24 protein-coding genes and 1 tRNA gene are annotated in these 25,880 nt (G+C 59.6%); 13 read left to right on the forward strand and 12 right to left on the reverse strand.

What is annotated here, in order from left to right:
* Positions 1 to 18: 18 nt before the first annotated feature.
* The 5 genes from F550_RS0103320 to F550_RS0103340 all read right to left on the reverse strand — a co-directional run bounded on the left by F550_RS0103320 (position 19) and on the right by F550_RS0103340 (position 4,170).
* Positions 19 to 978: a lysophospholipid acyltransferase family protein gene (locus tag F550_RS0103320; RefSeq protein WP_018147112.1), complete on the reverse strand. Its 960-nt coding sequence runs from the start codon at positions 976 to 978 to the stop codon at positions 19 to 21.
* A gap of 4 nt (positions 979 to 982) precedes the next feature.
* Positions 983 to 1,978 (reverse strand): tetraacyldisaccharide 4'-kinase, encoded by a 996-nt coding sequence (gene lpxK / locus F550_RS0103325; RefSeq protein ID WP_018147113.1) that lies wholly within the window; start codon positions 1,976 to 1,978, stop codon positions 983 to 985.
* On the reverse strand, positions 1,975 to 3,246 hold the full coding sequence (locus tag F550_RS16735; protein WP_083910902.1) for a 3-deoxy-D-manno-octulosonic acid transferase: 1,272 nt from the start codon (positions 3,244 to 3,246) through the stop codon (positions 1,975 to 1,977). Before F550_RS16735 ends, lpxK begins: the two co-directional genes overlap by 4 nt.
* Before the next feature lie 46 nt (positions 3,247 to 3,292).
* Entirely contained in the window at positions 3,293 to 3,997 is a 705-nt protein-coding gene (locus F550_RS16740; protein ID WP_018147115.1) for a lysophospholipid acyltransferase family protein, read from the reverse strand.
* A gap of 98 nt (positions 3,998 to 4,095) precedes the next feature.
* Positions 4,096 to 4,170, reverse strand: a tRNA-Val gene (locus tag F550_RS0103340).
* 498 nt (positions 4,171 to 4,668) lie between these two features.
* On the opposite strand from F550_RS0103340, the gene F550_RS16745 reads away from it, so the two are divergent.
* Entirely contained in the window at positions 4,669 to 4,914 is a 246-nt protein-coding gene (locus F550_RS16745; protein WP_018147116.1) for a hypothetical protein, read from the forward strand.
* On the opposite strand, the gene F550_RS0103350 is transcribed toward F550_RS16745, so the two are convergent.
* Positions 4,911 to 5,597: an HAD hydrolase-like protein gene (locus F550_RS0103350; RefSeq protein WP_018147117.1), complete on the reverse strand. Its 687-nt coding sequence runs from the start codon at positions 5,595 to 5,597 to the stop codon at positions 4,911 to 4,913. The two genes, F550_RS16745 and F550_RS0103350, sit on opposite strands and share 4 nt — an antisense overlap.
* Positions 5,598 to 5,675: 78 nt before the next feature.
* Here F550_RS0103350 and glmU point away from each other — a divergent pair, with 78 nt between their 5' ends.
* The 5 genes from glmU to F550_RS16750 all read left to right on the forward strand — a co-directional run bounded on the left by glmU (position 5,676) and on the right by F550_RS16750 (position 12,138).
* Complete coding sequence (gene glmU, locus F550_RS0103355; protein ID WP_018147118.1) at positions 5,676 to 7,028, forward strand: bifunctional UDP-N-acetylglucosamine diphosphorylase/glucosamine-1-phosphate N-acetyltransferase GlmU; 1,353 nt, start codon at positions 5,676 to 5,678, stop codon at positions 7,026 to 7,028.
* 12 nt (positions 7,029 to 7,040) lie between these two features.
* The gene (gene rpiA / locus F550_RS0103360; RefSeq protein WP_018147119.1) at positions 7,041 to 7,739 is read left to right on the forward strand and encodes a ribose-5-phosphate isomerase RpiA; all 699 of its coding nucleotides are present in this window, start codon (positions 7,041 to 7,043) and stop codon (positions 7,737 to 7,739) included.
* A 55-nt stretch (positions 7,740 to 7,794) separates the two neighbouring features.
* A complete protein-coding gene (gor, locus tag F550_RS0103365) occupies positions 7,795 to 9,195 on the forward strand; it encodes a glutathione-disulfide reductase (protein ID WP_018147120.1) in 1,401 nt (466 codons plus the stop codon).
* 150 nt (positions 9,196 to 9,345) lie between these two features.
* Entirely contained in the window at positions 9,346 to 10,725 is a 1,380-nt protein-coding gene (locus F550_RS0103375) for a class II 3-deoxy-7-phosphoheptulonate synthase (protein ID WP_018147122.1), read from the forward strand.
* 75 nt (positions 10,726 to 10,800) lie between these two features.
* The gene (locus F550_RS16750; protein ID WP_233348983.1) at positions 10,801 to 12,138 is read left to right on the forward strand and encodes an MATE family efflux transporter; all 1,338 of its coding nucleotides are present in this window, start codon (positions 10,801 to 10,803) and stop codon (positions 12,136 to 12,138) included.
* A 6-nt stretch (positions 12,139 to 12,144) separates the two neighbouring features.
* On the opposite strand, the gene F550_RS0103385 is transcribed toward F550_RS16750, so the two are convergent.
* The 3 genes from F550_RS0103385 to F550_RS0103395 form a co-directional block, all read right to left on the reverse strand.
* On the reverse strand, positions 12,145 to 12,411 hold the full coding sequence (locus F550_RS0103385) for an HU family DNA-binding protein (RefSeq protein ID WP_018147124.1): 267 nt from the start codon (positions 12,409 to 12,411) through the stop codon (positions 12,145 to 12,147).
* A gap of 95 nt (positions 12,412 to 12,506) precedes the next feature.
* On the reverse strand, positions 12,507 to 13,415 hold the full coding sequence (locus F550_RS0103390; protein ID WP_018147125.1) for a hypothetical protein: 909 nt from the start codon (positions 13,413 to 13,415) through the stop codon (positions 12,507 to 12,509).
* Between the two features lie 23 nt (positions 13,416 to 13,438).
* A complete protein-coding gene (locus tag F550_RS0103395) occupies positions 13,439 to 14,461 on the reverse strand; it encodes an NADP-dependent oxidoreductase (RefSeq protein WP_026180537.1) in 1,023 nt (340 codons plus the stop codon).
* Positions 14,462 to 14,635: 174 nt separating this feature from the next.
* Here F550_RS0103395 and F550_RS0103400 point away from each other — a divergent pair, with 174 nt between their 5' ends.
* Genes F550_RS0103400 through gltX form a run of 4 tightly spaced genes read left to right on the forward strand, consistent with a single transcriptional unit; the run spans position 14,636 to position 19,741 of the window.
* The gene (locus F550_RS0103400) at positions 14,636 to 15,553 is read left to right on the forward strand and encodes a Gfo/Idh/MocA family protein (RefSeq protein ID WP_018147127.1); all 918 of its coding nucleotides are present in this window, start codon (positions 14,636 to 14,638) and stop codon (positions 15,551 to 15,553) included.
* A gap of 3 nt (positions 15,554 to 15,556) precedes the next feature.
* Positions 15,557 to 16,717 (forward strand): DegT/DnrJ/EryC1/StrS family aminotransferase, encoded by a 1,161-nt coding sequence (locus tag F550_RS0103405; protein ID WP_018147128.1) that lies wholly within the window; start codon positions 15,557 to 15,559, stop codon positions 16,715 to 16,717.
* A gap of 22 nt (positions 16,718 to 16,739) precedes the next feature.
* Positions 16,740 to 18,398: an NAD+ synthase gene (locus F550_RS0103410; RefSeq protein WP_018147129.1), complete on the forward strand. Its 1,659-nt coding sequence runs from the start codon at positions 16,740 to 16,742 to the stop codon at positions 18,396 to 18,398.
* Positions 18,398 to 19,741 (forward strand): glutamate--tRNA ligase, encoded by a 1,344-nt coding sequence (gene gltX, locus F550_RS0103415; protein WP_018147130.1) that lies wholly within the window; start codon positions 18,398 to 18,400, stop codon positions 19,739 to 19,741. Before F550_RS0103410 ends, gltX begins: the two co-directional genes overlap by 1 nt.
* 41 nt (positions 19,742 to 19,782) lie before the next feature.
* On the opposite strand, the gene F550_RS0103420 is transcribed toward gltX, so the two are convergent.
* Positions 19,783 to 20,346 carry an LOG family protein gene (locus F550_RS0103420; RefSeq protein ID WP_018147131.1) on the reverse strand — a complete coding sequence of 188 codons (564 nt, stop codon included), beginning with the start codon at positions 20,344 to 20,346 and terminating at the stop codon, positions 19,783 to 19,785.
* A 91-nt stretch (positions 20,347 to 20,437) separates the two neighbouring features.
* Between F550_RS0103420 and F550_RS0103425 the strand changes: the two genes are divergently transcribed.
* Both F550_RS0103425 and F550_RS0103430 read left to right on the forward strand, forming a co-directional pair.
* A complete protein-coding gene (locus F550_RS0103425) occupies positions 20,438 to 22,288 on the forward strand; it encodes an ABCB family ABC transporter ATP-binding protein/permease (protein WP_018147132.1) in 1,851 nt (616 codons plus the stop codon).
* Positions 22,289 to 22,302: 14 nt separating this feature from the next.
* Entirely contained in the window at positions 22,303 to 23,535 is a 1,233-nt protein-coding gene (locus tag F550_RS0103430; protein WP_018147133.1) for a phosphatidylserine decarboxylase, read from the forward strand.
* A 24-nt stretch (positions 23,536 to 23,559) separates the two neighbouring features.
* Here the strand turns inward: F550_RS0103430 and F550_RS0103435 are convergent, their stop codons facing one another.
* Positions 23,560 to 23,748: a DUF2842 domain-containing protein gene (locus F550_RS0103435; RefSeq protein WP_026180538.1), complete on the reverse strand. Its 189-nt coding sequence runs from the start codon at positions 23,746 to 23,748 to the stop codon at positions 23,560 to 23,562.
* A gap of 80 nt (positions 23,749 to 23,828) precedes the next feature.
* On the opposite strand from F550_RS0103435, the gene F550_RS0103440 reads away from it, so the two are divergent.
* Complete coding sequence (locus F550_RS0103440; RefSeq protein WP_156807809.1) at positions 23,829 to 24,878, forward strand: COX15/CtaA family protein; 1,050 nt, start codon at positions 23,829 to 23,831, stop codon at positions 24,876 to 24,878.
* Here F550_RS0103440 and F550_RS0103445 read toward each other — a convergent pair.
* Positions 24,838 to 25,857 carry a hypothetical protein gene (locus tag F550_RS0103445; protein ID WP_018147136.1) on the reverse strand — a complete coding sequence of 340 codons (1,020 nt, stop codon included), beginning with the start codon at positions 25,855 to 25,857 and terminating at the stop codon, positions 24,838 to 24,840. The genes F550_RS0103440 and F550_RS0103445 overlap by 41 nt on opposite strands.
* Between the last annotated feature and the right edge of the window lie 23 nt (positions 25,858 to 25,880).

The following is a 25,880-nucleotide window of genomic DNA, read 5'->3' on the forward strand; positions in this document are numbered from 1 at the left end:
CAGTCTGTAGGTAGCTAGCTAGACGCCAGCTTTTTTCCAGGCTGATTTCGGCCAGCGGCGATGCTGCCAGAACCATTGCTCCGGATTCGCCCGGACCTGGTGTTCAATAAAGCGTGTAATCTTCTCGACGCAGTCGCGCACAGCCGCTTCGCCTTCAAGCCCGGGCTCAGGTCGGATTGTTTCATGGATGGTCGTGCGAAACCTCGCCGGTCCTGTTCTGACCGTCGAAACAGGGACAAGCGGCACATCATATTTCAGCGCGAGGCGCGCAGGCCCCGGGGCTGTCATCGCGTCATGATTGAAGAAGGGAATGGCCAGCCCCTTGTTGAACTTCTGATCATTCATGATCGCGACAGACCGACCGGCTGAAAGGGCGCGCATGAGCTCGCGCGTGCCAAGCCCCTTGGGGGTAAGCACACCGATGCCATAGTCATGCCGGACCTTGTTGATCCGGCGGTCGATGTGCGGATTGTTCAGGGCCCGGTAGGTGACAAGGCAGTCGACGGGCCGGCGGCAGATCACTGCCGCCATGACTTCCCAATTGGCAAAATGGCCAGAAATCAGAACCGCGCCTTTCTCGGCCTGTTCAATTGCGTCCAGACGCTCTGGATGGATGACCTCCACCCGGTCGCCTTGATACGGGTTGATCTTTGGCAGGTGCGGAAGTTCTCCCGCGGTCCGGCCAACGCTCTCCCAGCTTGCCGCTGCAATCTGGTCGACCTTGTCGTCGCTCCAGTCCGGAAACGCCATTCGGAGGTTGCGTTTCACCGTCTTGTTCTGGCTGAGTAGCGGCGCGATCCATTTGACGAGCCACCCGCCGAAATTCGACGCACGATCAGGACCTAGCGCCGTCATCGGCCACCAGTAGATGACATCCCATGCAGCTGCTTCCAGCCGCCACACCAGGCGTTGGCGCCATGTCGACCGGTTGTCGATATCTTTCGGTCTGACGTACTGGGTGGTGTTATTATCGTTCATGAGACTAAGCCTCTGTAACAGAGCGCAGAAGCTTCGCCAGAGCTTCATTGCTCTCGAACTCAGCCGTCACGGGTAGCGTTGAGATTCCATTCCGCTGCGCAGGCGTCAGCCTTATGAAGTCCTTCTCCGTTGTAATGAGCGTGGCGCCGTAGTCTGCCGCCAGCGCTCGAAGGTAGCGCAAATCGCTATCCTTGTAGGTGTGGTGATCGGCAAACGGGACCGCATCAACCGGCGGCCTCCCGCAGGCTCGTAGAGTGTCGAAGAACTTTTCCGGTCGGCCAATGCCAGCAAAGGCGATATAGGTGCCAACTTCTGGTGGGGCGACCGGCGCAATGCGGGCTTTCAGGATTGGTCCTTTGAACCGTGCAAGTTCATGAGGTGGATCGCCGTCTCCCATCAGGATCACGGCATCAGCGCGCGCGAGACCGTTTTCGACCGGCTCGCGCAAAGGGCCTTTCGGGATGACGTGCCCATTGCCGAAGCCAGACTGAGCATCGACAACGACCAGCGAAAGCGTCTTTTGAAGCGAAGGGTTCTGGAAGCCATCATCCATGATGATGATGTCAACGCCTGCCTCCTGCATGGCGCGCCCCGCGGCGGCGCGGTCTGCACCAATCCAGGCCTCGCCGGTTTGGGCCAGCATCAGCGCTTCGTCGCCAACCTGAGCGGCGCTGTGAGAGCCAGCATCAACGCGCAATGGACCGCTCAGTTTGCCGCCATACCCGCGCGACAGCGTTGCAATGCGAAGTTGCTCATTCTGATCAGAAAGTTGCTTGCGTATCGCCGCCGCAACGGGGCTCTTTCCGCTTCCGCCAGCTGTCAGATTGCCGATACAGATCACCGGAATATCGAGCTTCAGCGGAACTGTCTTTTCGATCCGGCGCGCGGTGACGGCAGCGTAGACTGCCGAGAGTGGGGTGAGGATCAACCGGGTCACCGGCGCGCCTTCCCTCGACCTGGGATCAACGTCGCGGTCCCAGAAGCGGGGGGCGCGCATCATGAGGGCGACACCTCCAGCAAGCCTTCCAGCGCAGAGAGAGTTACGCGCATTGGCTCCAGCGCGGACTCTTCCAGTGTTTCCATCAGCTCCACGGAGGGTGGCGGCAGCGGGAAGGCGCGGCGGAGCTCATCTGCCGTCTCGACAATCATCAGCCCCGGATGATGCCCAATCCGGTTCACGAGATCGCTGAAATTATGGATGTGCGGCCCGGTGAATACGGGCCGCCCGAGCCGCAGGATCTCTACTGGATTATGGCCCCCGACTCCGTCGGCATGTCCGCCGCCGAGATAGACGCTGTTGGCAAGCGAGGCGAAAAGGCTGACTTCGCCGAGCGTATCGCAAAGCAGAACGTCATCGGTGGAAGAGGGGGGTTCACCTTTTGACCGGACTGAAAAGCTCAGCGAGCGGTCTTTCAGAAGCGTGATGATGCTGTCTCTGCGTTCTGGATGCCTCGGGATGATGATAAGTGCAGGCCTCGGTTCGATGCCGTCCGCAGCGTCGAGAATCCACTCTTCTTCGCCTTCATGCGTGGATACCGCCACGAGACACTTGCGCCCGCCAATGAATGCCGAGCTGATCGTCTGCATGTCGGCATTATCAGGCTCGGGGACAGACAAAGACAGCTTCAGATTACCGGGGCAGGGCACGTCTCGGCCCACCAGTTCCCCGAGCCCGGTCGCGGTTTGTGTATCGCCAGCGATGAGAGCGTCAAAGCTGGAGAAGATTTCCTGAGCGAAGCTTTTCCAAGAGGTCCAACCGCTCAAGCTCTTTTTGGTCATGCGCGCATTTACAAGGGCGAGCGGGATCTTCCGGGCGTGTGCTTCGGCGATAAGGTTTGGCCAGATCTCGCCTTCTGCGAAGACGCAGAGACGGGGTTGCCAGTTGTCGAGAAAGCGCGCGGCGATTGTCGGCGTATCGACCGGCGCGACCTGATAGCGGCTACGCTCTGAGAGCAGTCCGGAGTTCTCGATGAAGCGCGTGATCAGCTCGGCGGCGGTCTGGGTCTGGCTGGTGAACAGGAAATGTAGCGCTGGATTGCCCGCGCTCAGCCGCTCAGCCACTTCCAGGAGTAACCGTGTCTCGCCAATGCTTGCGCCATGCATCCACACGAGATGGGCAGGGGTAAGGTCGATCCTGGTGCGGGCAAAGCGCTCTTCCAGTCGATCAGGGTTCTCTTTGCCGCGGCGAGCGCGCCGGCGGAGCCAGAGACCGAGCAAGGGCTGCGCGGCGCGCGTCGATGTTCGGTAGAGGGTACGGCCCATAGACATTAGAAGAAGATAATCTGCTCTTATGGCTTCGCCAGACACCTAACTGCTAGCGGTTTGAAACGATTGAGGCCGCCCGCTCATGAACAGCTTTCATCGCGTCTTCAATCTGGCGCAGTCGCTCTTCCTTTTCAGCGCTCCGGTCGAGAGCGACGGGCGCCCCAAGGATCATCGCGCCCCTCGCAAAGGGAAGAGGGATCATGAATCTGTCCCAGGTGTCCAGACGGAAGACCGGTTTGCAGTCGAGCGCATAGGGAATGATCAGAGCGTCCGACCGAAGCGCCATGATGGCCATTCCGGGCTGTACCATCTCAGCGGGGCCGCGCGGGCCATCCGGTGTGATGCAGACAACACTGCCTGAGCGAAGGCGCCGGCTTGTTTCGGCAACAGCTGCCGCCCCGCCTTTATCCTTGCGTTTGCGCTTATGCGACGAGGATCCGCGCACGGCATCGAGGCCGAGATGTTCGATGGCCTTGGCCACCGCCTCTCCATCTCGCGAGAGCGAGATCAGCATGGAAGTCGGGTACGATTTTTTCGGCAGCTTGCGTGCAATCTTGCTCCAGATTGTCGGCAACAGGAGAACGCGCGAATGCCAGGCGGCCACGATCAGCCCCTTTTCGCTGCCCCAAGTCTCTTTGAAGATCTCTTCGCCTTCAACCGTCCAGCGTATCGTGCGCGCGCAGAGGACCATGTAGGACCAGATGAGATAACCAAGGATTGAGGATACCACTGACGAGCGAAGAAAGGACTTCATCTTGTTGTCCTCTCTGATGCTGAAGGGGGAGGCAAGGCAGGGATGAGAAATACCTCGCTGTATGACCGGTCCCGCATTCTCGCGATCTCTGGGTTCTGTGGTGGGCGATACTGGGATTGAACCAGTGACCCCTGCCGTGTGAAGGCAGTGCTCTACCGCTGAGCTAATCGCCCGAAACCAGAGCGCGGTCATATATTGCGCCTCGGAAAGGGTCAACGCGAGAAGGCATCAACGGCTGGTAAAGCCTGTTTTGCACACGAATTTAGCAATGCAGCTATGCTAAAACGCAATTAGCTGCCGCCTTGTAAGAGGGGTGCGACACTTGGATACAGGTATCAGATAGGCGTTGACTGAGGCCGAATACCCCCTTCGGAGAAAGAAATTTCCGGGAAAAGAGGCTAATAGTTGCATTTGCAACGGCTTATGTTCGGTTTGTCAGCGCTCAGGGCAGTAAGATGAACAAATGTTCAAACTGAACAGTTGTTCATGTTTGAACCTAAACCTAATTTCATAGTCTGTTGGGGTTGTGAATCGCCTTCGACCTTGTCATTTAAGCGTCACGAACGGGGTAAGACACGTAGATGTCCTCCGTTGGAATAAAATGAGCAAAAAGAAGGACAGGCTGGCTTGGAGTAAGTCTCCAAGCCAAAAAATAGTCTGGAGAGATTGAAATGAAAGATTGGTGTAACAACGAAGGTGCAAAACGTCTTCGTGAAAAAATTCGTGAGTACTGGGCCGAGCGCGGTTTTGAAGTTGATGTTGACCTCGTCGATGCAGGCTTCGTTCCGGCGATGCGTAGTGCCCGCACAGACCTGCGTAGCAATATGGTGAACGGCATGCCCCGCCGCCGCATTGCGAAAACGCAGGAAGAAGTTCGGACGACCTATCGTCCGAACGAAGTCGCAGAAGCCGCCTAGGCTTCTACCAGCGACAGGATCGCGTCCATTACCCCGTCATAGGTCGAAACCTCAAAAGCGGTTTCTTCCGTATTTTCAGGGTAGGGGCCGTATCCAAATGTAACAAACACAAAAGGCAGTCCGGCATTCCGGGCTGCCTTTTCGTCTGTCTGGCTGTCGCCTATCATGATCGCCCGCCGGTCATCGCCGCCAGCTCTCTTGATAGACTGAAGGATATGGTCGCCAGAGGGCTTCTTCTCCGGCACCGCGTCCGCGCCGCAAATGCTTGCAAACTTTGTCGTTAGCCCAAGGGCGTCCAGAAGGGTTTCGGCAAGGTACTGGGTCTTGTTCGTGCAGACTGAGAGCGTGGCGCCGCGCTCTGTAAGGCCATCCAGCGTCGCTATAGCCCCTTCGAAAGGCTTGCTTCTGGCGCAGATATTCGCCTCATAGTAGGACAGAAAGACCTGCCAGAGCGCTTCGCCGTCAGCTTCATCAGCCCCAACGCCTTGGTAGGCCAGACCCTTTTCGATCATGGCCTTTGCGCCCTGGCCGATCATGTGCCTGATGCTATCGAATGGGACCGGCTTGAAGCCAGCGTCTTCGAGACAGTGATTCAAAGCAAGATGAAGATCGGGCGCTGTGTCGACGAGCGTGCCATCGAGATCAAAAACCACGGTCCAGCCTGAAAGGGTGTCGGAAGTCATGTCGGCTTGTTCTATCCTCTCGCAACGAGTCGTCTGATGGTTTAGGCGACATGGCGAAGCAGAACGAGACTTTTGAACATGCAGGACCGGGCGGCGCTCATTCTGGCAGCAGGCCAGGGCACACGAATGAAGTCGGAGCTTCCCAAAGTGCTCCACAAGGTCGGCGGCAGGGCCATGCTCGACTGGTCGATCGATCTGGCAAGGCGTGCAGGCTGCAGCCGCATCATTGTCGTCGTCAGCGCCGGGTCGCAGCAACTTCAGCAGCATGTCACCAATGTGCTGGGTGACGATGCCTTCGTCATTCAGGATCCGCCGCTTGGGACAGGCCATGCCGTGCGCGCAGCGGAAGACGCGCTGAAGGATTTTGCGGGCAATCTGATTGTTCTTTATGGCGACTGTCCTCTTATCCCCGAGACGGCAGTAAGCGCGCTTTTTGATGAGCTATCCGGCGAGGCAGACCTCGGTGTGCTCGGCTTCGAGGCTGAAGACCCTGGCGCTTATGGACGGTTGATCAGGAACGCTGATGGCAATCTTGAAGGTATCGTTGAAGCGAAAGAGGCGTCGCCAGAACAGCTGGCGATCAATCTTTGCAATTCAGGCGTCATGGCTGGCGCTTGCGATCTTGTCTTCGACCTCCTCTCGAAGGTCACGAACGATAATGCCAAGGGCGAATACTACCTTACGGACATCGTCGGACTGGCGCACGCTGCCGGGTCTGTCTGCCGCGCGGTGACCTGCGACGAGGATGACGTGCTCGGCGTCAATTCCCGTGTCGAACTGGCTGCGGCGGAAGCCATCTTCCAGGCAAAAACGCGAAGCGCGTTCATGAAAGCCGGCGTGACGCTGACCGCGCCGGAAACGGTGTTCTTCTCCTATGACACCGAGATCGGCGCTGATGTCATGATCGAACCGAACGTCGTTTTCGCAACCGGTGTGCACGTGCAACCCAAAGCGCGAATTCGCGCCTTCTCTCATCTTGAAGGCGCACAAGTTCGATCGGGCGCGGAGATCGGCCCATATGCACGTCTGCGCCCCGGGGCCGATATCGGGGAGAATGCCCGTATCGGAAACTTTGTCGAAGTGAAGAATACCGCCGTCGGCGAGGGCGCAAAGGCAAATCATCTCGCCTATCTTGGAGATGGCGCGATTGGCCCGGGCGCGAATATCGGGGCAGGGACGATTTTCTGTAATTATGACGGCTTCCTGAAATACCGCACCAGCATCGGCGCTGGCGCCTTTGTCGGCTCCAATAGTGCACTGGTTGCGCCGGTCTCCATCGGCGAGGGCGCCATTGTCGGCTCAGGATCTGTTATAACGAATGACGTGTCGCCGGACGCACTTGCCCTTGGCCGTGGCCAGCAGGTTGAAAAGCCCGGCTGGGCCAAGGGTTTTCGCGAAAAGAAAAAGCGCGAAAAGTCGTCCAAGCGTTGAAGGAGTATAAAAGTGGCATTTGAACGCGAAAAAGAGAACGCTGCGACGGCCGCGCTGGAATTTGTCGAGGACGGCATGACGCTCGGTCTTGGTACGGGATCGACGGCGAAGTTCTTCGTCGAGGCGCTGGCCGATGAGGTCGCGGACGGCTTAATGGTCCGCTGCGTCCCGACAAGCGAAGAAACGCGCCGTCTTGCTGAATCGCTAGGCATTTCTCTGGTTCCCGTCGAACAGGTTGACCGTATTCACCTGACGGTTGATGGCGCTGATGAGCTTGATGAGCAAGCCCAGCTTATCAAAGGCGGCGGCGCGGCGTTGCTGCGTGAAAAAATTATCGCCAATGCAAGCGATCTCATGGTCGTGATCGCGGATCCATCGAAACAGGTCGATGTGCTTGGCTCTTTTCCGTTGCCCGTCGAGGTGACGCCGTTTGGGTTCACCATCACCGCGAAAAAAGTCTTTGACGCGCTTCGCACATCCGGTGTTTCGCGGCCGAGAATAGACGTTCGCAAGGGAAGCGGGAACAAGCCGCTGGTCACCGATGGCGGCAACTTCATTCTCGATTGCGCCTGTTCGGTCATTCCCGATGCGCCCTATGCGGCCCAGCTTCTGTCGGCCATACCGGGCGTCGTCGAGCATGGTCTGTTCATCGGACTGGCCCGAACGGTCATCATCGGCAGCGACGATGGTGCTTCAATATTTGAATATTGATCGCCGCGCAGCCACCTAGGCACGCAGACCCGATGATATTTGAAGGATGAACTCTATGGCTGATGCTGGATACGACTATGACCTGTTCGTGATCGGAGCAGGTTCGGGCGGTGTCAGGGCGGCCAGGATTGCCGCGCAGTCCGGCGCCCGCGTTGCGATTGCAGAGGAATACCGCATTGGCGGGACTTGCGTTATCCGGGGCTGCGTCCCGAAGAAGTTCATGGTCTACGCCAGCGATTATGGCCGCAAGCTCCAGGAAGCGCGCGACTATGGGTGGAAGATCGAGAGCGACGGTTTCGATTTCGAGCGTTTCATGTCGAATATGCACGCTGAGGTCGACCGGCTCTCGGGTATCTATCTTCGCAACCTTGCCAATGCTGGCGTCGATGTTTTCGAGGAGCGCGCTGAGCTTTCTGACGCCAATACGGTCGTCCTCAAGGAAAGCGGAAAAACCTTCAGCGTCGACAAGGTCCTGATCGCAACCGGTGGAACGCCCTGGCGGCCATCGCCTGAGGAGCTACCTGGCGTCGAGCACACCATGTCGTCGAACGAAGTGTTCCAGCTTGATGAGCTGCCCAAGCACATCGTCATCGCGGGCGGAGGGTACATCGCCTGCGAATTCGCACACATCTTTGCAGGTCTCGGCGTTGAGACCTGTCTTGTCTATCGCGGCGATACCGTCCTCAATGGCTTCGACTGGGACGTGCGAACTGCCGTCCACGAGGGGCTCAAGGAAGCAGGCATCCGGGTCATTACCTCGGCCGTGTTCGAGGAAATCCAGGAAGTCGAAGGCGAAGCGTGCCCCTATTGCGTCAAGCTCAGCAATGGAATGGAGCTCAACGCCGACAAGATCCTGATGGCTGTCGGCCGCCGTGCGGCAACAGATGGCCTCGGATGTGATGCAGCTGGTGTGAAGCTTGCTGAAAACGGCTCCATCATCGTGGACGACGCGTCCCGCACCAGCGTGCCGAACATCTTTGCGGTTGGCGACGTAACCGACCGGATCCAGCTCACACCTGTTGCCATTCGCGAAGGTCACGCCTTTGCCGACACCATCTACAATGACAAGGTTTGGAGTTTTGAGCACGACAATGTCGCCTCTGCCGTTTTCACACAGCCTGAGGTCGGCACTGTGGGTATGAGCGAGGCAGAAGCGCGCAAGGCCTTCAAGAACGTCGATATTTACAAGACGCGGTTCCGGCCAATGAAGACGATGCTGCTTGATGATCCCGAGCGGGTCATGATCAAGCTGGTCGTGAACGCGGACGATGATCGCGTCGTTGGCGTGCATATCGTCAGCCCTGACGCCGGTGAGATGATCCAGATGATTGGCGTTGCCGTGAAGATGGGCGCCACGAAGGCACAGTTCGACGCGACCTGCGCCGTCCACCCGACGATTGCGGAGGAAATTGTCACCCTTCGCCAGAAATGGGTGCCGGACACCGAACCTGCCTAGAACGCGCCGGCAAAAACACAGTAGAATTTGCCCTTGCGAGCGCGCTTTTCGCTTATGACAGCAACGAACTGGATGCAGATGATTGGTGTGTGGTAAAACTTGCCCATCCGATAGCAGGCGGGTAAGACGCCCCGCTCTGGAGAGAAGAACATGACCTGGACGCCAAACAGCTGGAGGGCAAAGCCCGCCAACCACATTCCGGACGATTATCCGGACGCAAAAGCTCTTGCAGACGTAGAGAGCCGCCTGAAGGCGTTTCCGCCGCTGGTGTTTGCGGGCGAAGTGCGCCGTCTGAAGCAACAACTCGCGACCGTATCGGCTGGCGAAGCCTTTCTGCTTCAGGGCGGCGATTGCGCCGAGAGCTTCAAGGAATTCAGCGCCGACAACATCCGCGATACGCTGCGGGTCATGCTTCAGATGGCGGTTGTGCTGACCTTTGCCGCCTCCAAACCCGTTGTGAAGGTCGGCCGTCTGGCAGGCCAGTTCGGCAAGCCGCGCTCCTCGCCGCTCGAGACCATCGATGGCGTGACGCTGCCATCCTATCGCGGCGACAACATCAACGGTATGGACTTCACTGAAGAAGCGCGCCTTCCTAATCCGGAACGCCTCATTCAGAGCTATTCCCAGTCAGCGTCGACCCTGAACCTCGTTCGCGCCTTCTCGCATGGTGGTTATGCCGACCTCGCCAACGTCCATCGCTGGATGCTCGGTTTTGTTGATCGCTCGCCTCAGGGCGAACGCTACAAGGCGCTGGCTGAACGCATCACCGACGCGCTCTCCTTCATGGAAGCGTGCGGCGTCAGCTCGCAGACAGTGCCGCAGATGGCGCAGGTCGACGTCTACACCTCGCACGAGGCATTGCTCCTTGGCTTCGAGGAAGCGATGACCCGCGTCGATTCCACATCGGGCGACTGGTACGACACCTCGGCGCACATGCTTTGGATCGGCCATCGCACGCGCCAGATCGATCATGCGCATGTCGAGTTTTGCAAGGGCGTGCACAATCCGCTTGGCATCAAGTGTGGCCCGGGCCTCGAAACCGAGGAGCTTCTGCGGCTCATTGAAACCCTGAACCCGAACGATGAGCCTGGCCGGATCACGCTGATTACGCGCTTTGGGTCGGAGGGCGTGAAAGAAGGCCTGCCGCCACTGGTGCGGGCCGTCAAGAAAAGCGGTCGCAATGTCATCTGGTCGTGTGACCCGATGCACGGCAACACGCTCAAGACCGAGAGCGGTTTCAAGACCCGCCCGGTCGACCGCATCCTGTCAGAGGTCAGCCAGTTCATCGATATCGTCTCTAGCGAGGGCTGCTATCCGGGCGGCGTACATTTCGAGATGACCGGCCAGGACGTCACGGAGTGTATTGGCGGGGCACAGGCGATCTCGGAAGCCGACCTGTCATCGCGTTACCACACTCATTGTGATCCTCGTCTGAATGGCGAACAAGCGCTTGAACTTGCCTTCCTGATCGCAGAGAAGCTCCAGCTCATGAAAGAGGCGGTCAACGCCGAAGCTCGCCAGGCGAGCTGACTTTAGGGGGATATCGCTGTGTATCGCAGGCGGGTCTGGCCCGCCTGGGCGCGGCCATCTGATATTGCAGATCTGTTGAGGCTATCGGGTCCGATCGCGGTTTCGCGCGCGGCAATGATGCTTATGGGTCTGACGGATGTGATCGTTCTCGGCCAGAACGCTCCGTCAGAACTTCCTTATGTCCTGAATTCGTGGCTGCCGATTGGCGTCTCGCTCGGTCTCACCATGGGGCTACTGTTAGGCGTATCGGTCCTCACGGCTGAACTTGCAGGCGTAGGCCGGGGCGCTGAAACCGGCCGGATCTTCAGGCGCGGCATCAAATTCTCGCTCTGGTTCGGCGTGCTCCTGACCGGCTGTATCATCCTGCTCGTCGGTCCTATGTTTCGCGCGCTGGGCTTTGAGGAGGCTGTTGCGTCCGGCACGGCTTCGGTTTCCAGGATTCTCGCGCTCGGCCTGATCGGTCACATGCTGACCCATGTGGCAGGCTCATATCTTGAGGCGCTGCGTCGGCCACTGGTTGTGACCGGCATCATGTATTTTGGCGTGCTAGTGAACCTCATCATCGATCTGGCGGTCGTTGCCGGCTGGTGGGGCATGCCAAAAATGGGCGCGGATGGCGTCGCCATCGCGACCACCGGAACACGCTGGTTCCTAGTGATCCTGTTTCTGGTCGCCGTGGCCCGGTTTACACCTGCCTTCAAAGCCTCGCCAGAAGGGCCCCCGGATGAGAACAGGCGGCAGTTCTCGGTCGGGTACGGCATGGCCGTATCGAACGTCGCGGAATGGGGCGGGTTCAATTTCACCTTTGTGGTGGCAACCTGGATCAGCACCGCAGCGACAACGATCTACGGTATGGCCGTCCATGTCATCGGCTTCTGCTTCATGGCCTTTCTCGGCCTTGGCACCGCGACAAGCGTTCGCGTGGCCGAAGCCTATGGCCGCAAGAATGCAGACCAGGTTCGGGATGCCTCACGTCTGGGCGTCATCGCGTGTGGCATTGTCGGTGTGGTGCTGGGTGTTCTGGTCTGGCTGTTTCAGTCGCCGCTGGCCTCACTTCTGGTGAGGTCTGACGCGGAAGTGGCGGACATCGCGATCCGGCCTGAACTCATCCCGGTGATCGGGTTCACCGCATTTGTGATTGTCTTCGACGGATTGCAGAATGTCGCTTCGATGGCGTTGCGCGCCCAGAACGTGATCTGGCCGCCAACCTTCATCCACGTCGGATCCTACTTCCTGATCATGATCCCGGCGACCTGGTACTTGGGGCTGGTGCAGGGTCAGGGGGCAATCGGCATGATGTACGGCGTGCTGATCGCATCTATATTCGCCGGCATCCTGCAAACGCTGCTGCTAGAACGAAAAGCGGCGCGCCGGCTGAAGCCAACGCGCCGCTCTCGGCAGTCTGCTTTGTAGGCAGACCTAGATGTCTTTCAGAGCCGACGCAGGCTTGAAAGCGCCTGATGTCTTTTCTGCAATCTGGATCGTCTCGCCGGTGGCCGGGTTACGGCCTTCGCGCGCGCCACGGGTTTTGGCGTGGAAAGTACCAAAGCCAGCGATAGCGACCTGCTTACGGTCTTTCACTGCGCCTGAAATGGTATCGAAGACAGCGTCCACCGCTTTGCCGGCGTCTGCTTGTGACATGCCAGCAGATTCTGCGACGGCTTTTGTAAGTTCACCCTTATTCATTGGGCACTCCTCTTTGTTAACGGCGATTCTGTGCCGTGATAGTTTTCTACACGATTCGAATGGGGTGGATATGCTGAAAACCCAATAACGGCGGGCTATTTCAGCAGAATCCATCCCTCTTCCACCGCAATTTGCGCAATTTCTTCACCTGAGAGGCCCTCAGGCGGTCCGAACAGTCTGCCAAGACGTCCCGCCTCGTCGAGACTGTAATAGTGACGGGCGAGGGCCTCGACCTGCGCCTGGTCCAGAACTTCTCCGGCACGAGGCTTCGCCTCAATGAGAGATGGGTAGACTTCTGCAAACACAATATCGGTGCCATCGAGCGCTTCGGCATCCATAGGTGCAAAGCCGGTTTCGAAAGGCCATATCCGACTATTGGGCAGCGACTGCCTGAGGCCGTAAACGGCTGGTATCCCGAGAAGGGACTGGCTGCCCACAGACCCAGCGCCATAAAGCTGCCAACCGGATTTTGGCTTTGCCTTATAGTTCGCACGTACAAAGCGCTCGACGGTTCTATACTCATCGAGCGGAATGTCGTCGAAGTTGCCCTTCGTTGCAGTAAGGGTCGTCAGCCGGTCGCGGGCCGGTGCCCCCCAGAAAGGAAGCGGTCCTTTGGTCATGGCGTAGTTGAGGCTGGCGGCGACAGCGAAACGGGTGTTTGAATTGTCGGCTTTTTCCTTGATCTTCGTGGCCAGATATTCGTGCATCGCCTGCCAGGCAGGACGGTCCTGCGCGAGGCCGGCGAGCGCGGCTGTGCCGGCCGGATAACCAAGGCTGAAATCAAAGCCGATCAGCACTTTGTCGCCGCGGCGTACGAAGCGTTCGGCGAGGCCCTGTATCAGCTCACGCGCAGATTTCCGCGTCGACGGATTTGCCGATTGAAACTGGAATTTCAGGCGGGCATCCCGCGCCAAGGCGCCAATCCAGACAGAATTGGCGCCCTGGGCCGGTTTGCTTGCCGCGCTCCAGTCGACGATGATGTAGGCGTCGAAGAGACGCGCCATAACTTACCTCCAGCCGGGTATGCTCAGGCGAGTTTGACGAGCATCTTACCGGTATTGCGACCCTGGAACAGGCCAAGAAACGCCTCCGGCGCCGTCTCGATACCTTCCATGACTGTTTCCTCGAACTTCAGGTCGCCATTCTTGATCCAGGCGGCCATATCCTTGAGGAATTGCGGCTGCATATCTGCGTAGGTCGAGACGATAAAGCCCTTGAGTGTAAGCTGTTTGCCCACGACCTGAATGATGTTGGCCGGGCCGGGCTGAGGCTCGGTTGCATTGTACTGGCTGATCATGCCGCAGATCGCGAATCTCGCCATAGGGCGAGCGCATTCGATGGCTGCCTGAAGGTGATCGCCGCCGACATTGTCGAAGTAGACATCGATGCCTTTCGGGGCCGCTTTGCGAAGCGCGCCGAGCAGGCCGTCATAGTCGCTGTGCGCCTTGTAATCAATGACATGATCGGCGCCTAGATCCTTGACGAGCTTACACTTTTCTTCGCCGCCAGCCGAACCGATGACCGTGCAGTTCTTGATCTTCGCGATCTGCACAACCGTCGAGCCAACAGCGCCCGCGGCACCCGACACAAACACCGTATCGCCTTCCTTCAGATCAGCGACCCGGAGAATGCCTGCATAGGCCGTGAGACCCGGCATCCCGGCAACACCCAGCAGCGCCGAATCAGGCAGCCCGGTCTGCGGCACCTTGTTGACCATCATCTCTTCTGGCTTGCCGGTCCAGACATCACGCCAGCCGCCCATGGAGACGATCAGATCGCCTTCTGAATAGTCAGGGTGCGCCGAAGCCGTGACCCGGCCAACCGCGCTGCCGGTCAGCACTTCGCCAATCTGGAAAGGCGGCACATAGCTCTCGCGATCATACATCCGGCCGCGCATATAAGGGTCGACCGACATCCAGCTATTGGTGACCTGGATCTCTCCATTGCCGGGCGCCTGGGCGGTGATGTCGACTTTCTTGAAGTCGTCCATCTTCGGCATGCCCACAGGACGTTTCGCCAGGGCCCAGCCTGTACCTTTAAGATCTGACATATCGCGCTTCCTCATGTTTCTGATAGGTATCGGCCTGCAACATGGGTCAGCCACCGGGCGCTGTGAAGGCGTGTCAGAAAGAATCCGCAAGACTCTTTGACCCCAAGATATGAGGCGCCAGCTTGCATGCGGTACCGCGCGAATGCGAAGGGGCTGCCAAGTTGGAGCGAATGTATGTCCCTTAAAACTGCTCTTATCGGCGCGGGTGTCTTTGGCGGTTACCACGCCGGGAAGATCGCCGAGGCGCAATCTGCGATCTTTATCGGTGTCTTTGACCCGGACGCTGCGCGTGCGCGTGATCTCGCTGATAAGCACGGCGTGAAAGCGTTCGCGTCGCAGGCCGATACGCTCAGCGCTGCCGATGCCGTAATCATTGCCTGTCCGGCCATCTATCATGCAGAGACCGTCAAAGCCGCGCTTTCGGCAGGCTGTCATGTCCTCGTGGAAAAGCCGCTCGCCCTCACCGGCGAAGAGGCGATGGCGCTTGCAGAGCTGGCTGACAAATCAGACCGCGTGCTTCAGGTTGGCCATCAGGAAAGACTGGTCCTGAAAGAGATGGGCCTGTTCGACCTTCCAGAGACACCTCTAGAAATTGAGGCTTATCGCGAGAGCCCGCCGGCGCCCACGGGGCGTGCAGGCGATGTCTCAGTGATCTTCGACCTGATGATCCACGACCTCGACATGGTCGCCTGCCTGCAAGGCGCGGCGTCCTCGATCGCAGGGCAGGGCGCCATCATCCATTCAGGGCGCATCGACCAGGCACGCGCCGATCTCGTCTTCGCAGATGGCGGACGGGCAATGGTCTCCTCAAGCCGCGCCGCAGATGAGCGCCGCCGGTCCATGCGTCTCGCCTTCAAAAGCGGTGAGATCGAAATCGATTTCCTGACACGTGCGGTGCGCAACACCACACCGTTCGAGATAAAGGCCGACGTCTCAGAAAGCCTTCCCGATCCGCTCGGCGCGGCAGACCATGCGTTCTTTGCCGCCTGCCTCGGCAAAGGCCCCGTGCTTGTGCCCGGCCGCGAAGCAGCCGAAGCTGTCCGCGTGGCAGAAGCCCTTGAAAATTCAATAATGAAAACAACCGGAGCCTGACACATGGCCGCTGCTGAGAAACTTGCACATCTACCGGGCGACGCGCCGATCCAGTTCTTTGACCTGAAGGCCCAGCAGGCTTCCATCCGCGGCGCGCTTGAGACGCGCTGGACCACCATCCTCGATCATGGCCGCTATATTGGCGGGCCTGAAGTCGATGAGTGTGAGCAGAAACTCTGTGAGTTCACGGGCGCTGCAGACGCTGTTGTCGTTGGCTCGGGCACGCAGGCGCTCGTCATGCCGCTGATCGCACTTGGCTATGGCCATGGCGACGCCGTCTTCATCCCCGGCTTCACCTATAATGCGACAGCGAATGCGGTGCTCCTTGCGGGCGCGACCCCCGTCCTCGTCGATATCGACCCGGCGACCTTCAACATGGACGCCGCCGACCTTGAGCGGAAAATCCAGATGGTGAAAGGCAACCGCAATCTTCGCGCGCGGGCGATCATGCCCGTCGACCTCTACGGCCTACCTGCCGACTACGCCGCGCTTGAGAGCGTCGCCGATGCACACGGGCTGCGGATTGTCGCTGACGCCGCGCAGGCCTTTGGCGGACGCCAGGGCAATCAATGGATCGGTACGCTTGCAGAGATCAGCGCGACCAGCTTCTACCCAACCAAGACGCTTGGCGGGTATGGCGATGGCGGCGCGATCATGGTGCGTGACAAGGAGGTCGGCGACCTCCTGCGGTCCATCCGCTGGCACGGGACGGGCGACAATCGCAAGGAATCCATTCGAGTCGGCATCAATGGCCGCTGCGATTCGATCCAGTGCGCGGTCGTCTCCGAAAAGCTCGGCATCTTCGAAGAAGAACGCCAGCGCCGTATTCAGGCGGCGTCCATCTATAATGAGCGACTAACCGGCAAGGTGGACGGCCAGGTCGTCGGCGCGAACGAAGAGTCTGCCTATGGCCTCTACACCGTCCGCGTACCTGATCGTGATGGTGTCCGGGCCTCGCTTCAGGAAAAAGGCGTGCCGACGGCGATCTATTACGACACGCCTATTCACCAGATGCCGGCCTTCGAACAGTTCGCCCCGCCGGGCGGTCTGCCCGAATGTGAGCGTGCCTCAAGGGAGGTCCTCAGCCTGCCAATGCACCCCTACCTGTCGGAAGATCAGATCCACCGCGTCTGCGATGCGCTGCTTGCGACTTTGCAGCGCTGACAACTCGTCTTAAGTGAGCGCCATGACTGACGTGCTCAAAATACTGGTTGCCCAGCTGAACCCCGTTGTTGGTGACATCAACGGCAATGCCAAGCTTGCGCGTGAAGTGCTCGAAGAGGGCGGCCAGAAGGGCGCAGACCTCGTTGTCTTCAGCGAGATGTTCCTGCTTGGATATCCGCCGGAAGACCTCGTCCTGAAGCCAAGTGCGGTCGAGCTTAGCATGCAGGCCGCGCAATCGCTCGCAAGCTCATCGAGCGAGTTGCCACCCTTCGTGATCGGCTCGCCCTGGCAGAAAGGGTCCAACCTTTTCAATTCGGTTGTGTTCTGCCGGAACGGCAAGGTCGAAGCGCGCTACGACAAGCAGGAACTGCCCAATTACGGCGTCTTTGATGAGCAGCGCCTCTTTGATCGCGGCGCGTCGCCAGCTTGCATCGTTGAGGTGAAGGGCGTCAAAATCGGTCTCGCCATTTGTGAGGATGTCTGGTTCGACCGCGTCCCGAATGCCGCCAAGGCAGCGGGCGCAGAACTGCTGGTCATCCCCAATGGCTCGCCCTGGCGCCGCAGCATCCACACGGAACGTGCCGAGGCCTTCGACCGGTGGAGCCGGCTTGGGCTTCCATATCTCTTCGTGAACCAGGTCGGCGGTCAGGATGAGCTTATCTTTGATGGCGCGTCATACGCGACCAATACGGTGCACGCTGAACGTTGCGGCCTCGTCGGCCAGTTCGACACCGGCACAGCAACGGTCGAGTTCGACCTTAAGGCCAGAAAACTGAGCCTGCCTGATGGTGGATGTGAGCTCGACCCTGATGGCTGGCATATGGAGTACCGGGCCGCGACGCTGGCGCTCGGCGACTATGTGAACAAGAACAGGTTTCCAGGTGTCGTACTCGGCATGTCTGGCGGGATCGACAGTGCACTGACCGCAGCGATCGCGGTCGATGCCCTGGGGCCTGACCGGGTCTGGTGCGTCATGATGCCGTCGAAATACACCTCATCCAACAGCCTTGAGGACGCCAAGCGCTGCGCCGAGGCTCTCGGCGTGCGCTACGATATCATCAACATCGCGCCGGGCGTTGGCGCCATGGATGAGATGCTGGGAGAGCTTTTCTCCGGCAAGGAAAGCGACACGACCGAAGAAAACATTCAGTCGCGCCTTCGCGGCCTGACGCTGATGGCGCTATCGAACAAGTTCGGTCACATGGTCGTCACGACGGGCAACAAGTCGGAAATGGCGGTCGGGTATGCGACGCTCTATGGCGACATGTGCGGCGGCTACAATGCGCTGAAGGATTTCTACAAAACCGAGGTCTTTGAGCTCTCGCGCTGGCGCAATGTGAACCTGCCAGAAGGGGCGCTTGGACCGTCCGGTGAGGTTATCCCCGAGCGGATCATCACCAAGCCGCCATCTGCAGAACTGCGCGAAGACCAGAAGGATGAGGACTCGCTGCCATCCTATGATGACCTCGATGACATCCTGCGCGGGCTCGTCGATGATGAAGCAGATATCGACGATATCCTGGCGCGTGGCCACGATGAGGCGACTGTAAGACGTATCGAGCATCTCTTGTACATTGCCGAGTACAAGCGTAGGCAAGCGCCGCCCGGCGTCAAAGTCGGCGGCAAGAATTTCGGCCGCGACCGTCGCTATCCGATTACCAACCGTTTCAGGGATGATTGATGACCGCACCCGTCGTCCGTTTCGCGCCTTCGCCTACTGGCAAGCTCCATGTCGGCAATGTCCGCACGGCTCTCATCAACTGGCTGTTTGCCAAAGGGCAGGGCGGCAAATTCATCCTGCGTGTCGATGACACAGACACGGAGCGCTCGACGCAGGACTATGAAGATCAGATCAAGGCAGACCTGACCTGGCTCGGCCTTGTCTTTGATGACACCTTCAATCAGTCGGCGCGGTTCGAGAAGTATGATGCAGCTGCAGACAGGCTGCGCGGCATGGGCCTTCTCTATGCCTGCTATGAGACCGCTGATGAGCTCGATCGCAAGCGCAAGATTGCCCTCTCGCGCGGCCGCCCGCCCGTCTATGACAGATCGGCGCTCAGCCTCACTGATGAGGACAAGGCAAAACTGGAGGCCGAAGGCCGCAAAGCCCACTGGCGTTTCAAGCTGTCAGGTAACCGGGTTGAGTGGACCGATCTGGTCCGCGGCCCGCAGGGCATAGACACGTCCAGCGTCTCCGACCCGGTCCTGATCCGCGAGGACGGCTCCTACCTCTACACGCTGCCATCCGTCGTCGACGATATCGACGCGAAGATCACTCATGTCGTTCGCGGCGAAGACCACGTCACCAATTCCGGCGCGCAGATCGAAATCTTCAAGGCCCTTGGCGGCGAGGCACCGGACATGGCCCACACACCGCTTCTGGTTGATGCCGAGGGCGGTGCCTTCTCCAAACGCCTCGGCTCGCTCAGCATGGATACGCTGGAGCAGCGCGGCATCCTGCCAATGGCAATCCTGTCACTGCTCGCCAAGCTTGGCACCAGCGACAATATCGAGGTCCGTGAGGACCTCGCCACGCTCGCAAGCGAGTTCGACTTCGGCAAAATCGGCCGCGCGCCTGCCAAGTTCGATGAGAAAGACCTCCTTAGCCTGAATGCGGTTCTGGTGCATGACCTGCCATTCGATGCGGTTCGCGAAGACCTCGAAAAGATCTCGCCAGATGCCGCGAACGAGCCGTTCTGGCTCGCCGTTCGCGAAAACTGCGAGACTGTCCATGATGTAAAGCCCTTTGCCGACATCGCCTATGGTCGGATCGAACCTATCATTGACGATGAAGATGCAGACTTCATCGCCGAGGCAAAGACGCTTTTGCCGAACGGCGAGCTCACCGGCGAGAGCTGGAAGGCCTGGACCGGCGATCTGAAACAAGCGACCGGCCGTAAAGGCAAATCGCTTTTCATGCCGCTTCGTAAGGCGCTGACCGGTCAGGAGCACGGGCCGGATATGTCTGTCCTGTTCCCGCTCATCGGCCGCGAAGCTGCTGCACGGCGCCTGTCTAGGGACTGAACCTTGAGACGGCGGGCTTTCGCCCTTTAGGACACCCAGAACTAGTCGGAGAGTTTGACGATCCGGTCTCGAAGGGCATCAATCGCGTCCTCTGGCGTGCCCGCATGCACGAGTGCGCTTCGAAAGCTTTCAGGCGTGAACTTGCCGTCGATGATGTGGTTCATCAATTCGAAGAAGGGCGCCCAGAAACCGTCCTCGTCCAGAAATGCCATTGGCTTTGCGTGCAGGCCAAGACGCGCCCAGCTCAGCATTTCGACCGCTTCTTCCAGTGTGCCGATCCCGCCCGGCAGGACGATGAAAGCGTCTGACTCGTCGAACATCATCTGCTTGCGCGTATGCATGTCATCGACAATGCGGTGCTCCACCTCATCGAAGATGCGCTCCTTCTGCAGCAGGAATTTCGGCATGACGCCGAGAACGTCGCCGCCCGCCTCATGAGCAGAGCGCGCGCACGCGCCCATCAGGCCGACACCGCCGCCGCCATATACAAGCTTGAGGTCCTGAGCAGCCAGTGTACGGCCCAGATTGCGGGCAAGCGTCAGGTAAGCGGGCCGGACATCGTCCGACGACCCGCAATAAACACAGATTGATTTCAGCTCAGCCATTCACGTCTCATCCCTGCTAATGCACCGGCGTTTAGTCTAGTGAGCGGATTCGTTCCAGCCTCACCCTGTTGTCGCTCAGATTTTGCCCCATATGGCGTTCATGACAGGCGCATCGACTTCGAATACCGACCGGGACCAGATTGAGAGTGCGGATGGTGGTCTCGCCAGCGCAATCGTCAAGATCCTGAAGCTGCTGGCCCGGCCAGAGATGAAGAAATGGCGGCCCGTCATGGGCGTTGCGCTCATCTTGACTCTAGGCGCGGCCGTTCTTGAAGTCATTTCCCCCATACTGCTGGGCAACGCGATCAACCGTGTCGCCGGGCAGGAAGGCGTTGAGGCCCAGCCGCTGATAATCGCCGTGGGCTGGATCGCTTTCGCCATCGGCTTGCGGTTTCTGGCGGCCGCCTTGCCGCAGGCCCGCGATGCGCTGTTCAGCCCGGTCAGCCAGGACGCGCAGCGCCATGCCTGCGTCGATGCTTTTGGTCACGCGCAGTCGCTTTCCCTCGGTTTCCACCAGACGCGCCGGTCCGGCGCGCTGAACCGCGTCATCGAACGCGGCGCAAGCGCGATCGACTATCTGATCCGCTTCCTGGCCTTTAATATCGGCCCAACCTTCGTGCGCCTGGCGCTCGCGTCGGTCGCCCTTGGCGCGGCCTATGACTACAGGCTCGCCCTGATCGCGATTGCCACCATCGTCCTCTATGTCATCGCGACGGTCATCATCACAGAATGGCGGGTGCGCCAGCGCCGCCGCATGAACAAGGCAGACACCGAGTTACGGGCTGTCTCGATCGACACGCTGACGAATTTCGAAACCGTCAAAGCCTTCGCCGCCGAAGCGCGCGAAACGAGCCGGTACGACACAGCCATGCACCGCTATAACAAGCGCTATGTCGAGGCCGTTCGCAGCATGTACCTGCTGAACGGTGTTCAGGCGCTCATCATGAATCTCGGCCTTTTTGCCGTGCTCGCCCTCTCAGCCTGGAATTACACCCAGGGCACAATGCAGATCGGCGACCTGACGGCTGTCATGCTTGTCCTGCTCAGCCTTTATGCGCCGCTCAATATTCTCGGCTGGGCCTGGCGGGAGATCAAACAGGGCGCCGTCGATCTGGAAAAGCTTCACGGCCTTCTGGCGATGAAACCGGAAGTCCAGGACAAGCCGGGTGCGATCGAACTCGGTCACACCAAAGGCGCGGTCGCCTTCAACAATGTGAGCTTCACCCATGATGCCCGCACGGTCGGCGTGGCGGATGTCAGCTTTGCTGTTGAGCCCGGCAAGAAGATCGCCTTCGTCGGCACGTCTGGTGCGGGCAAATCCACCCTGCTGAAGCTGCTGTTTCGTTTCTATGACGTGAACGCCGGCACTGTGCTGGTAGACGGAACCGACGTGCGGGACCTCACGCAGACCTCGCTGCGACGCGCGCTTGGTCTCGTTCCGCAGGACGTGGTCCTCTTCAATGATACGATTGCTGCCAACATCGCCTATGCCAATCCAGGCGCCTCGCTCGAAGCGCTTGAAGACGCCGCGCGGCGCGCGCAGCTTCTGCCCTTCATCCAGGCTTTGCCGGACGGATGGGACACCGAAGTTGGTGAGCGTGGCCTGAAACTCTCTGGCGGCGAGAAACAGCGTGTCGGCATCGCCCGCGTAATTCTCGCCGACCCGGCCATCCTGGTGCTGGATGAAGCGACCTCCGCCCTCGACAGTGCGACAGAAGCCGCCGTACAGGATGCGCTGGACGAGGCCTCGAAAGGGCGAACGACGCTCATGGTCGCCCACCGCCTCTCTACGGTGCAGAACGCTGATGAGATCGTCGTTCTGGAGCATGGCAGGATCGTCGAGCGCGGAACGCATGCAGAGCTTTTGCGCTCTGATGGCAAGTATGCACAGATGTGGGCGCGTCAGGTTGCGCGAGACAGGCTCGCAGCAGCGGCTGAATAGAAAGGTTTTTGAATATGGCTGACAGGGACACTTCGCTTTCCCACAAGACTTTTCCGTGGTTCCGCAGCGGGTTCGACCTCGAAGGGGTCGTTGGGTTTCTGGCGGCCTGGCTTCTGGGCGTGCTGCTCGCCATGATCTGGGAGCCGCTCTTCTGGGTCGCCTTCATTCCAGGCGTCATCATCCTTTTTGCCACACGGACAGCAGAACGCGTGACGCCGCAGTCGGAAGATCATCTGGTTTCTCCGTGCGATGGCGTTGTGGTTTCCGTCGTCGAGACCGATGCCCCCGCATCGCTTCGCATGGCGGGCCCGGCTCTTCGCATCCGGATTTCATCGTCACCCCTTGCGGCAAACAATATTCACGCACCGATCGCAGGCGCAATCGACCGGATCGACCGTACCGAAGGCGACCCAAAGGCGTTCGCCGCGATGAAAGCCGAAGGTGAAGGTCTTGAGCGCCTCTCCATGGTGTTCAGCAGCGATGTCATGCGCGCGGGCTTCGTGGTTGCGACTGGTGGTCTGGGACCGCGCCTCGAGGTGAAATCCGATGCAGGGGACCGCGTGCTCAAAGGCAAGACGGTCGCGACCCGGCGTCTTGGCGGCTGGTGCGATATCTATGTCCCAGCCCGCTCACCCGGCGCACCGGTCGTCGAGCCAGGCCGCACGCTTGTCGGCGGCGAGACAATCCTCTGGGATCTCCACATGTCTTCGCCCGAAGTTCAGCACGCGCCAGAAGACCAGGCTGCTGCCACCACCTCCACGATCGCAGAGCCGCCCGTAGAGTCTGGGTCTCAGGCTGCCGCTGCCATGTCGACAGCGCCTGCAGCCGCCGCCGTGACGCCTGATCCAATGCCGCCAGAAGTTATTTCTGGCGAAGAAGACGACGGTGCGGGCGACGATAACGCATATATCGGCACGTCCCCGGTCGAGCAGCAGCCAACACCCGAAGTCGTGCCTCCGACCGTTGAGGAAGAGGTCGAAACGGACGTTCAGCCGGCGCCAGATGCCTCTGACGCGCAGGCCATCCCTGAAACGCTGCCGCCGGAAATCGCCGAGGAGGAGGCGGAAACGCCTTACCCGCAGGAACCGTCGAGCACGACTGCAGAACCAGAATCTGGCATCTCAGACCCAAGCGATCCTTCGCGGCCTGACCAGGCGGCTGAGGCCACAGATCCCGCATCGATGTTCGAACGCCTCAGGCAACAGGCCCGCAAGCTTGCCGGCGACGACGACAATAATAATCGCTAAGCGCTGTGCTCTAGCCAATCCTGCTTACGCAGGCCGGTTCATCCAGCGCAGGATGGGCCGGAGCGGCAGGATCCATGCGACGCCAGCAATAATATAAAATGGCAGCTGCACCCAGATCGGTTGATCGGTGATGCGGCTGCCAATCGTCCCAATCAGGACGACCCAGATCGCGATGAAGGCAAGGATTGCGATGGATGCGACGACTTTGCGCATGAGTGTGTCCTGACTTTCTGGCTGTACCTGCGACCGCATGGCGACTTGCGATTCTGCCGTGCAGCGTCAGATAGGGCGTCATGAGACACATGGCAAAGTCAGACGCGGGACAAAAGTGGATCAGGCGCTGGCTCATCCTGATCGCACTGCTGGTTTACGCGATGATCCTCATTGGCGGGATGACGCGGCTCACCGATTCCGGGCTTTCAATCACCGAATGGGATGTCATCAGCGGCAGCGTGCCGCCGCTTGGCGCGGAAGGCTGGGCCGAGGAGTTTGCCAAATATCAGCAGACGGCGGAGTTCCAGCAGCAGAACTTCAACATGACGCTGGCTGAGTTCAAATACATCTACTGGTGGGAATGGGGCCATCGTCTTTTCGGCCGTCTCATCGGGCTGGTCGCCATCGGCGGTCTGGTCTGGTTCCTCGCGCGTAAATGGGTCGGCCGAGGGCTCACCACGCGCCTCATTATCCTGATCGCGCTTGGCGGTCTTCAGGGGGCGATCGGCTGGTGGATGGTGTCCAGCGGCATCGGTGAGACAGACCGTCTGGATGTGGCCCCATACCGGCTGATGACCCATTTCGTGCTCGCGCTGATTATCATTGGATATACGGTCTGGCTCTGGATGGACCTTGGCGGTCGTACCCGGATGGAGCGCCAACCGGTTCTCGCGGGTTTTGCGCTGGTCCTGGCCGGGTTGGTCTTTGTCCAGATGGCAAGTGGCGCACTGGTCGCGGGCCTTGACGCAGGGCGCACCTATACCGACTGGCCTCTGATGGACGGCGCATTTGTGCCCGCTTCTTATATACGTGAGGACCTTGGCTGGCGGAGCCTCTTTGAGGGGTTGGCGGCGACCCAGTTCAACCACCGGGTCCTCGCCTATGTCCTATGGGCCGCGGCGCTGGCTGGCGTTGCCCTCAGTTGGGGCAAGCCAGCCGCCAAGTCCTTTGCGCTGCTCGCAACGCTTGTGACCCTGCAAGCGGCCTGGGGCATCTACACACTGGTCAGCGGCGCCCCGCTGGAGCTTGCGATTGTCCACCAGGCCCTCGGCGTGATCGTCTTCATCACGTCCATCAGGCTTGTCTGGCTTACTCGGTCGCCGACGGCACCTCGATTGGCGTCATCGTAACGCGGCTGGGGTCGATCATGACCACGCGGTGATCATCGCCGCGTATCGTGCCGCTAACGATGATGACGCCGCCTGGATAGCCGCCGCCGCGCGCGTCACCAGTCGCTGCCAACGTTGAGAATATTGCCGGCACTTCGACGCTGATGCCTCTGCGAATCTCATACCGGGCAGGTTCATTGTCGCCGAGCTGCAGGCTGAGCTGCCCATCTCCTTCTGAAAGGATAAGTGTCTCGCGGCCATTTCTTCTAAGGCTCGCAGCGCCGTCGACGTTGCCGCTGAACGCCAGCGCCTCATTTCCAGTGATGACGCAGGACGTAATCGGCTCGCCCATATCTTCCTCTGCCTCGGTCACGAAGACGAGCTCGCCGCCGCTCTGACGGATCACCCCACTATAGAGCGTCCCTGGGTCGGTCTCAGTCCAATAGGCAAGGCGATGGAGATCATCGTCACTATTCGCAGGCGGCCCGGCACAGATCCCGGCTGCGGCTCCGGCCTGCTCACCCTGAAGATCATACTGAATTGCCTCGGCAACACCGCCCCCATGAATCCACACTTTCAGACTGCCGTTGGCATCGAGACCGGGGAAAAGGGTCACCGGGGTGCCCGAGAGCATGGCGTAACGCCCTTCGGCGAGCGCCATGGCCTCGTCCGGTGCAACGGTTGTGACCCGCTCACCATCAAAGTCGAATATCTGGACACCGCCGCCTTCATAGGCGACTGCAAAGGTCGAGCCGGCGCCGCCTGCAATACCGATGCTGGCGACAGGCGAATCAAGCTGGCGGGTCGACCAGACGGCGGGAAGCATATTTGCAGGCAGCGGATCTGCGCTAACCACATCTTCCTGGCCTTGCGGGGCCGTGCTGCCCTGCTCTGCAGGCTCTTGCGGACCTGAGCAGGATGCCGCATAGAATAGCAGGAAACCGGCGATCCCTGCGTTGACAGGGAAGGACTGCGCGCTTAAACGCGGGCGCTTGAACATATTCCAACACTCCGAATGAGAGG

The organism is Henriciella marina DSM 19595, assembly GCF_000376805.1.
GTDB lineage: Bacteria > Pseudomonadota > Alphaproteobacteria > Caulobacterales > Hyphomonadaceae > Henriciella > Henriciella marina.

Coding starts and splice junctions, on each gene's coding strand:
- F550_RS0103320 (WP_018147112.1), bottom strand. CDS start 978: ATGAACGATAATAACACCACCCAGTACGTCAGACCGAAAGATATCGAC.
- lpxK (WP_018147113.1), bottom strand. CDS start 1,978: ATGATGCGCGCCCCCCGCTTCTGGGACCGCGACGTTGATCCCAGGTCG.
- F550_RS16735 (WP_083910902.1), bottom strand. CDS start 3,246: ATGTCTATGGGCCGTACCCTCTACCGAACATCGACGCGCGCCGCGCAG.
- F550_RS16740 (WP_018147115.1), bottom strand. CDS start 3,997: ATGAAGTCCTTTCTTCGCTCGTCAGTGGTATCCTCAATCCTTGGTTAT.
- F550_RS16745 (WP_018147116.1), top strand. CDS start 4,669: ATGAAAGATTGGTGTAACAACGAAGGTGCAAAACGTCTTCGTGAAAAA.
- F550_RS0103350 (WP_018147117.1), bottom strand. CDS start 5,597: ATGACTTCCGACACCCTTTCAGGCTGGACCGTGGTTTTTGATCTCGAT.
- glmU (WP_018147118.1), top strand. CDS start 5,676: ATGCAGGACCGGGCGGCGCTCATTCTGGCAGCAGGCCAGGGCACACGA.
- gor (WP_018147120.1), top strand. CDS start 7,795: ATGGCTGATGCTGGATACGACTATGACCTGTTCGTGATCGGAGCAGGT.
- F550_RS0103375 (WP_018147122.1), top strand. CDS start 9,346: ATGACCTGGACGCCAAACAGCTGGAGGGCAAAGCCCGCCAACCACATT.
- F550_RS0103385 (WP_018147124.1), bottom strand. CDS start 12,411: ATGAATAAGGGTGAACTTACAAAAGCCGTCGCAGAATCTGCTGGCATG.
- F550_RS0103390 (WP_018147125.1), bottom strand. CDS start 13,415: ATGGCGCGTCTCTTCGACGCCTACATCATCGTCGACTGGAGCGCGGCA.
- F550_RS0103395 (WP_026180537.1), bottom strand. CDS start 14,461: ATGTCAGATCTTAAAGGTACAGGCTGGGCCCTGGCGAAACGTCCTGTG.
- F550_RS0103400 (WP_018147127.1), top strand. CDS start 14,636: ATGTCCCTTAAAACTGCTCTTATCGGCGCGGGTGTCTTTGGCGGTTAC.
- F550_RS0103405 (WP_018147128.1), top strand. CDS start 15,557: ATGGCCGCTGCTGAGAAACTTGCACATCTACCGGGCGACGCGCCGATC.
- F550_RS0103410 (WP_018147129.1), top strand. CDS start 16,740: ATGACTGACGTGCTCAAAATACTGGTTGCCCAGCTGAACCCCGTTGTT.
- gltX (WP_018147130.1), top strand. CDS start 18,398: ATGACCGCACCCGTCGTCCGTTTCGCGCCTTCGCCTACTGGCAAGCTC.
- F550_RS0103420 (WP_018147131.1), bottom strand. CDS start 20,346: ATGGCTGAGCTGAAATCAATCTGTGTTTATTGCGGGTCGTCGGACGAT.
- F550_RS0103425 (WP_018147132.1), top strand. CDS start 20,438: ATGGCGTTCATGACAGGCGCATCGACTTCGAATACCGACCGGGACCAG.
- F550_RS0103430 (WP_018147133.1), top strand. CDS start 22,303: ATGGCTGACAGGGACACTTCGCTTTCCCACAAGACTTTTCCGTGGTTC.
- F550_RS0103435 (WP_026180538.1), bottom strand. CDS start 23,748: ATGCGCAAAGTCGTCGCATCCATCGCAATCCTTGCCTTCATCGCGATC.
- F550_RS0103440 (WP_156807809.1), top strand. CDS start 23,829: ATGAGACACATGGCAAAGTCAGACGCGGGACAAAAGTGGATCAGGCGC.
- F550_RS0103445 (WP_018147136.1), bottom strand. CDS start 25,857: ATGTTCAAGCGCCCGCGTTTAAGCGCGCAGTCCTTCCCTGTCAACGCA.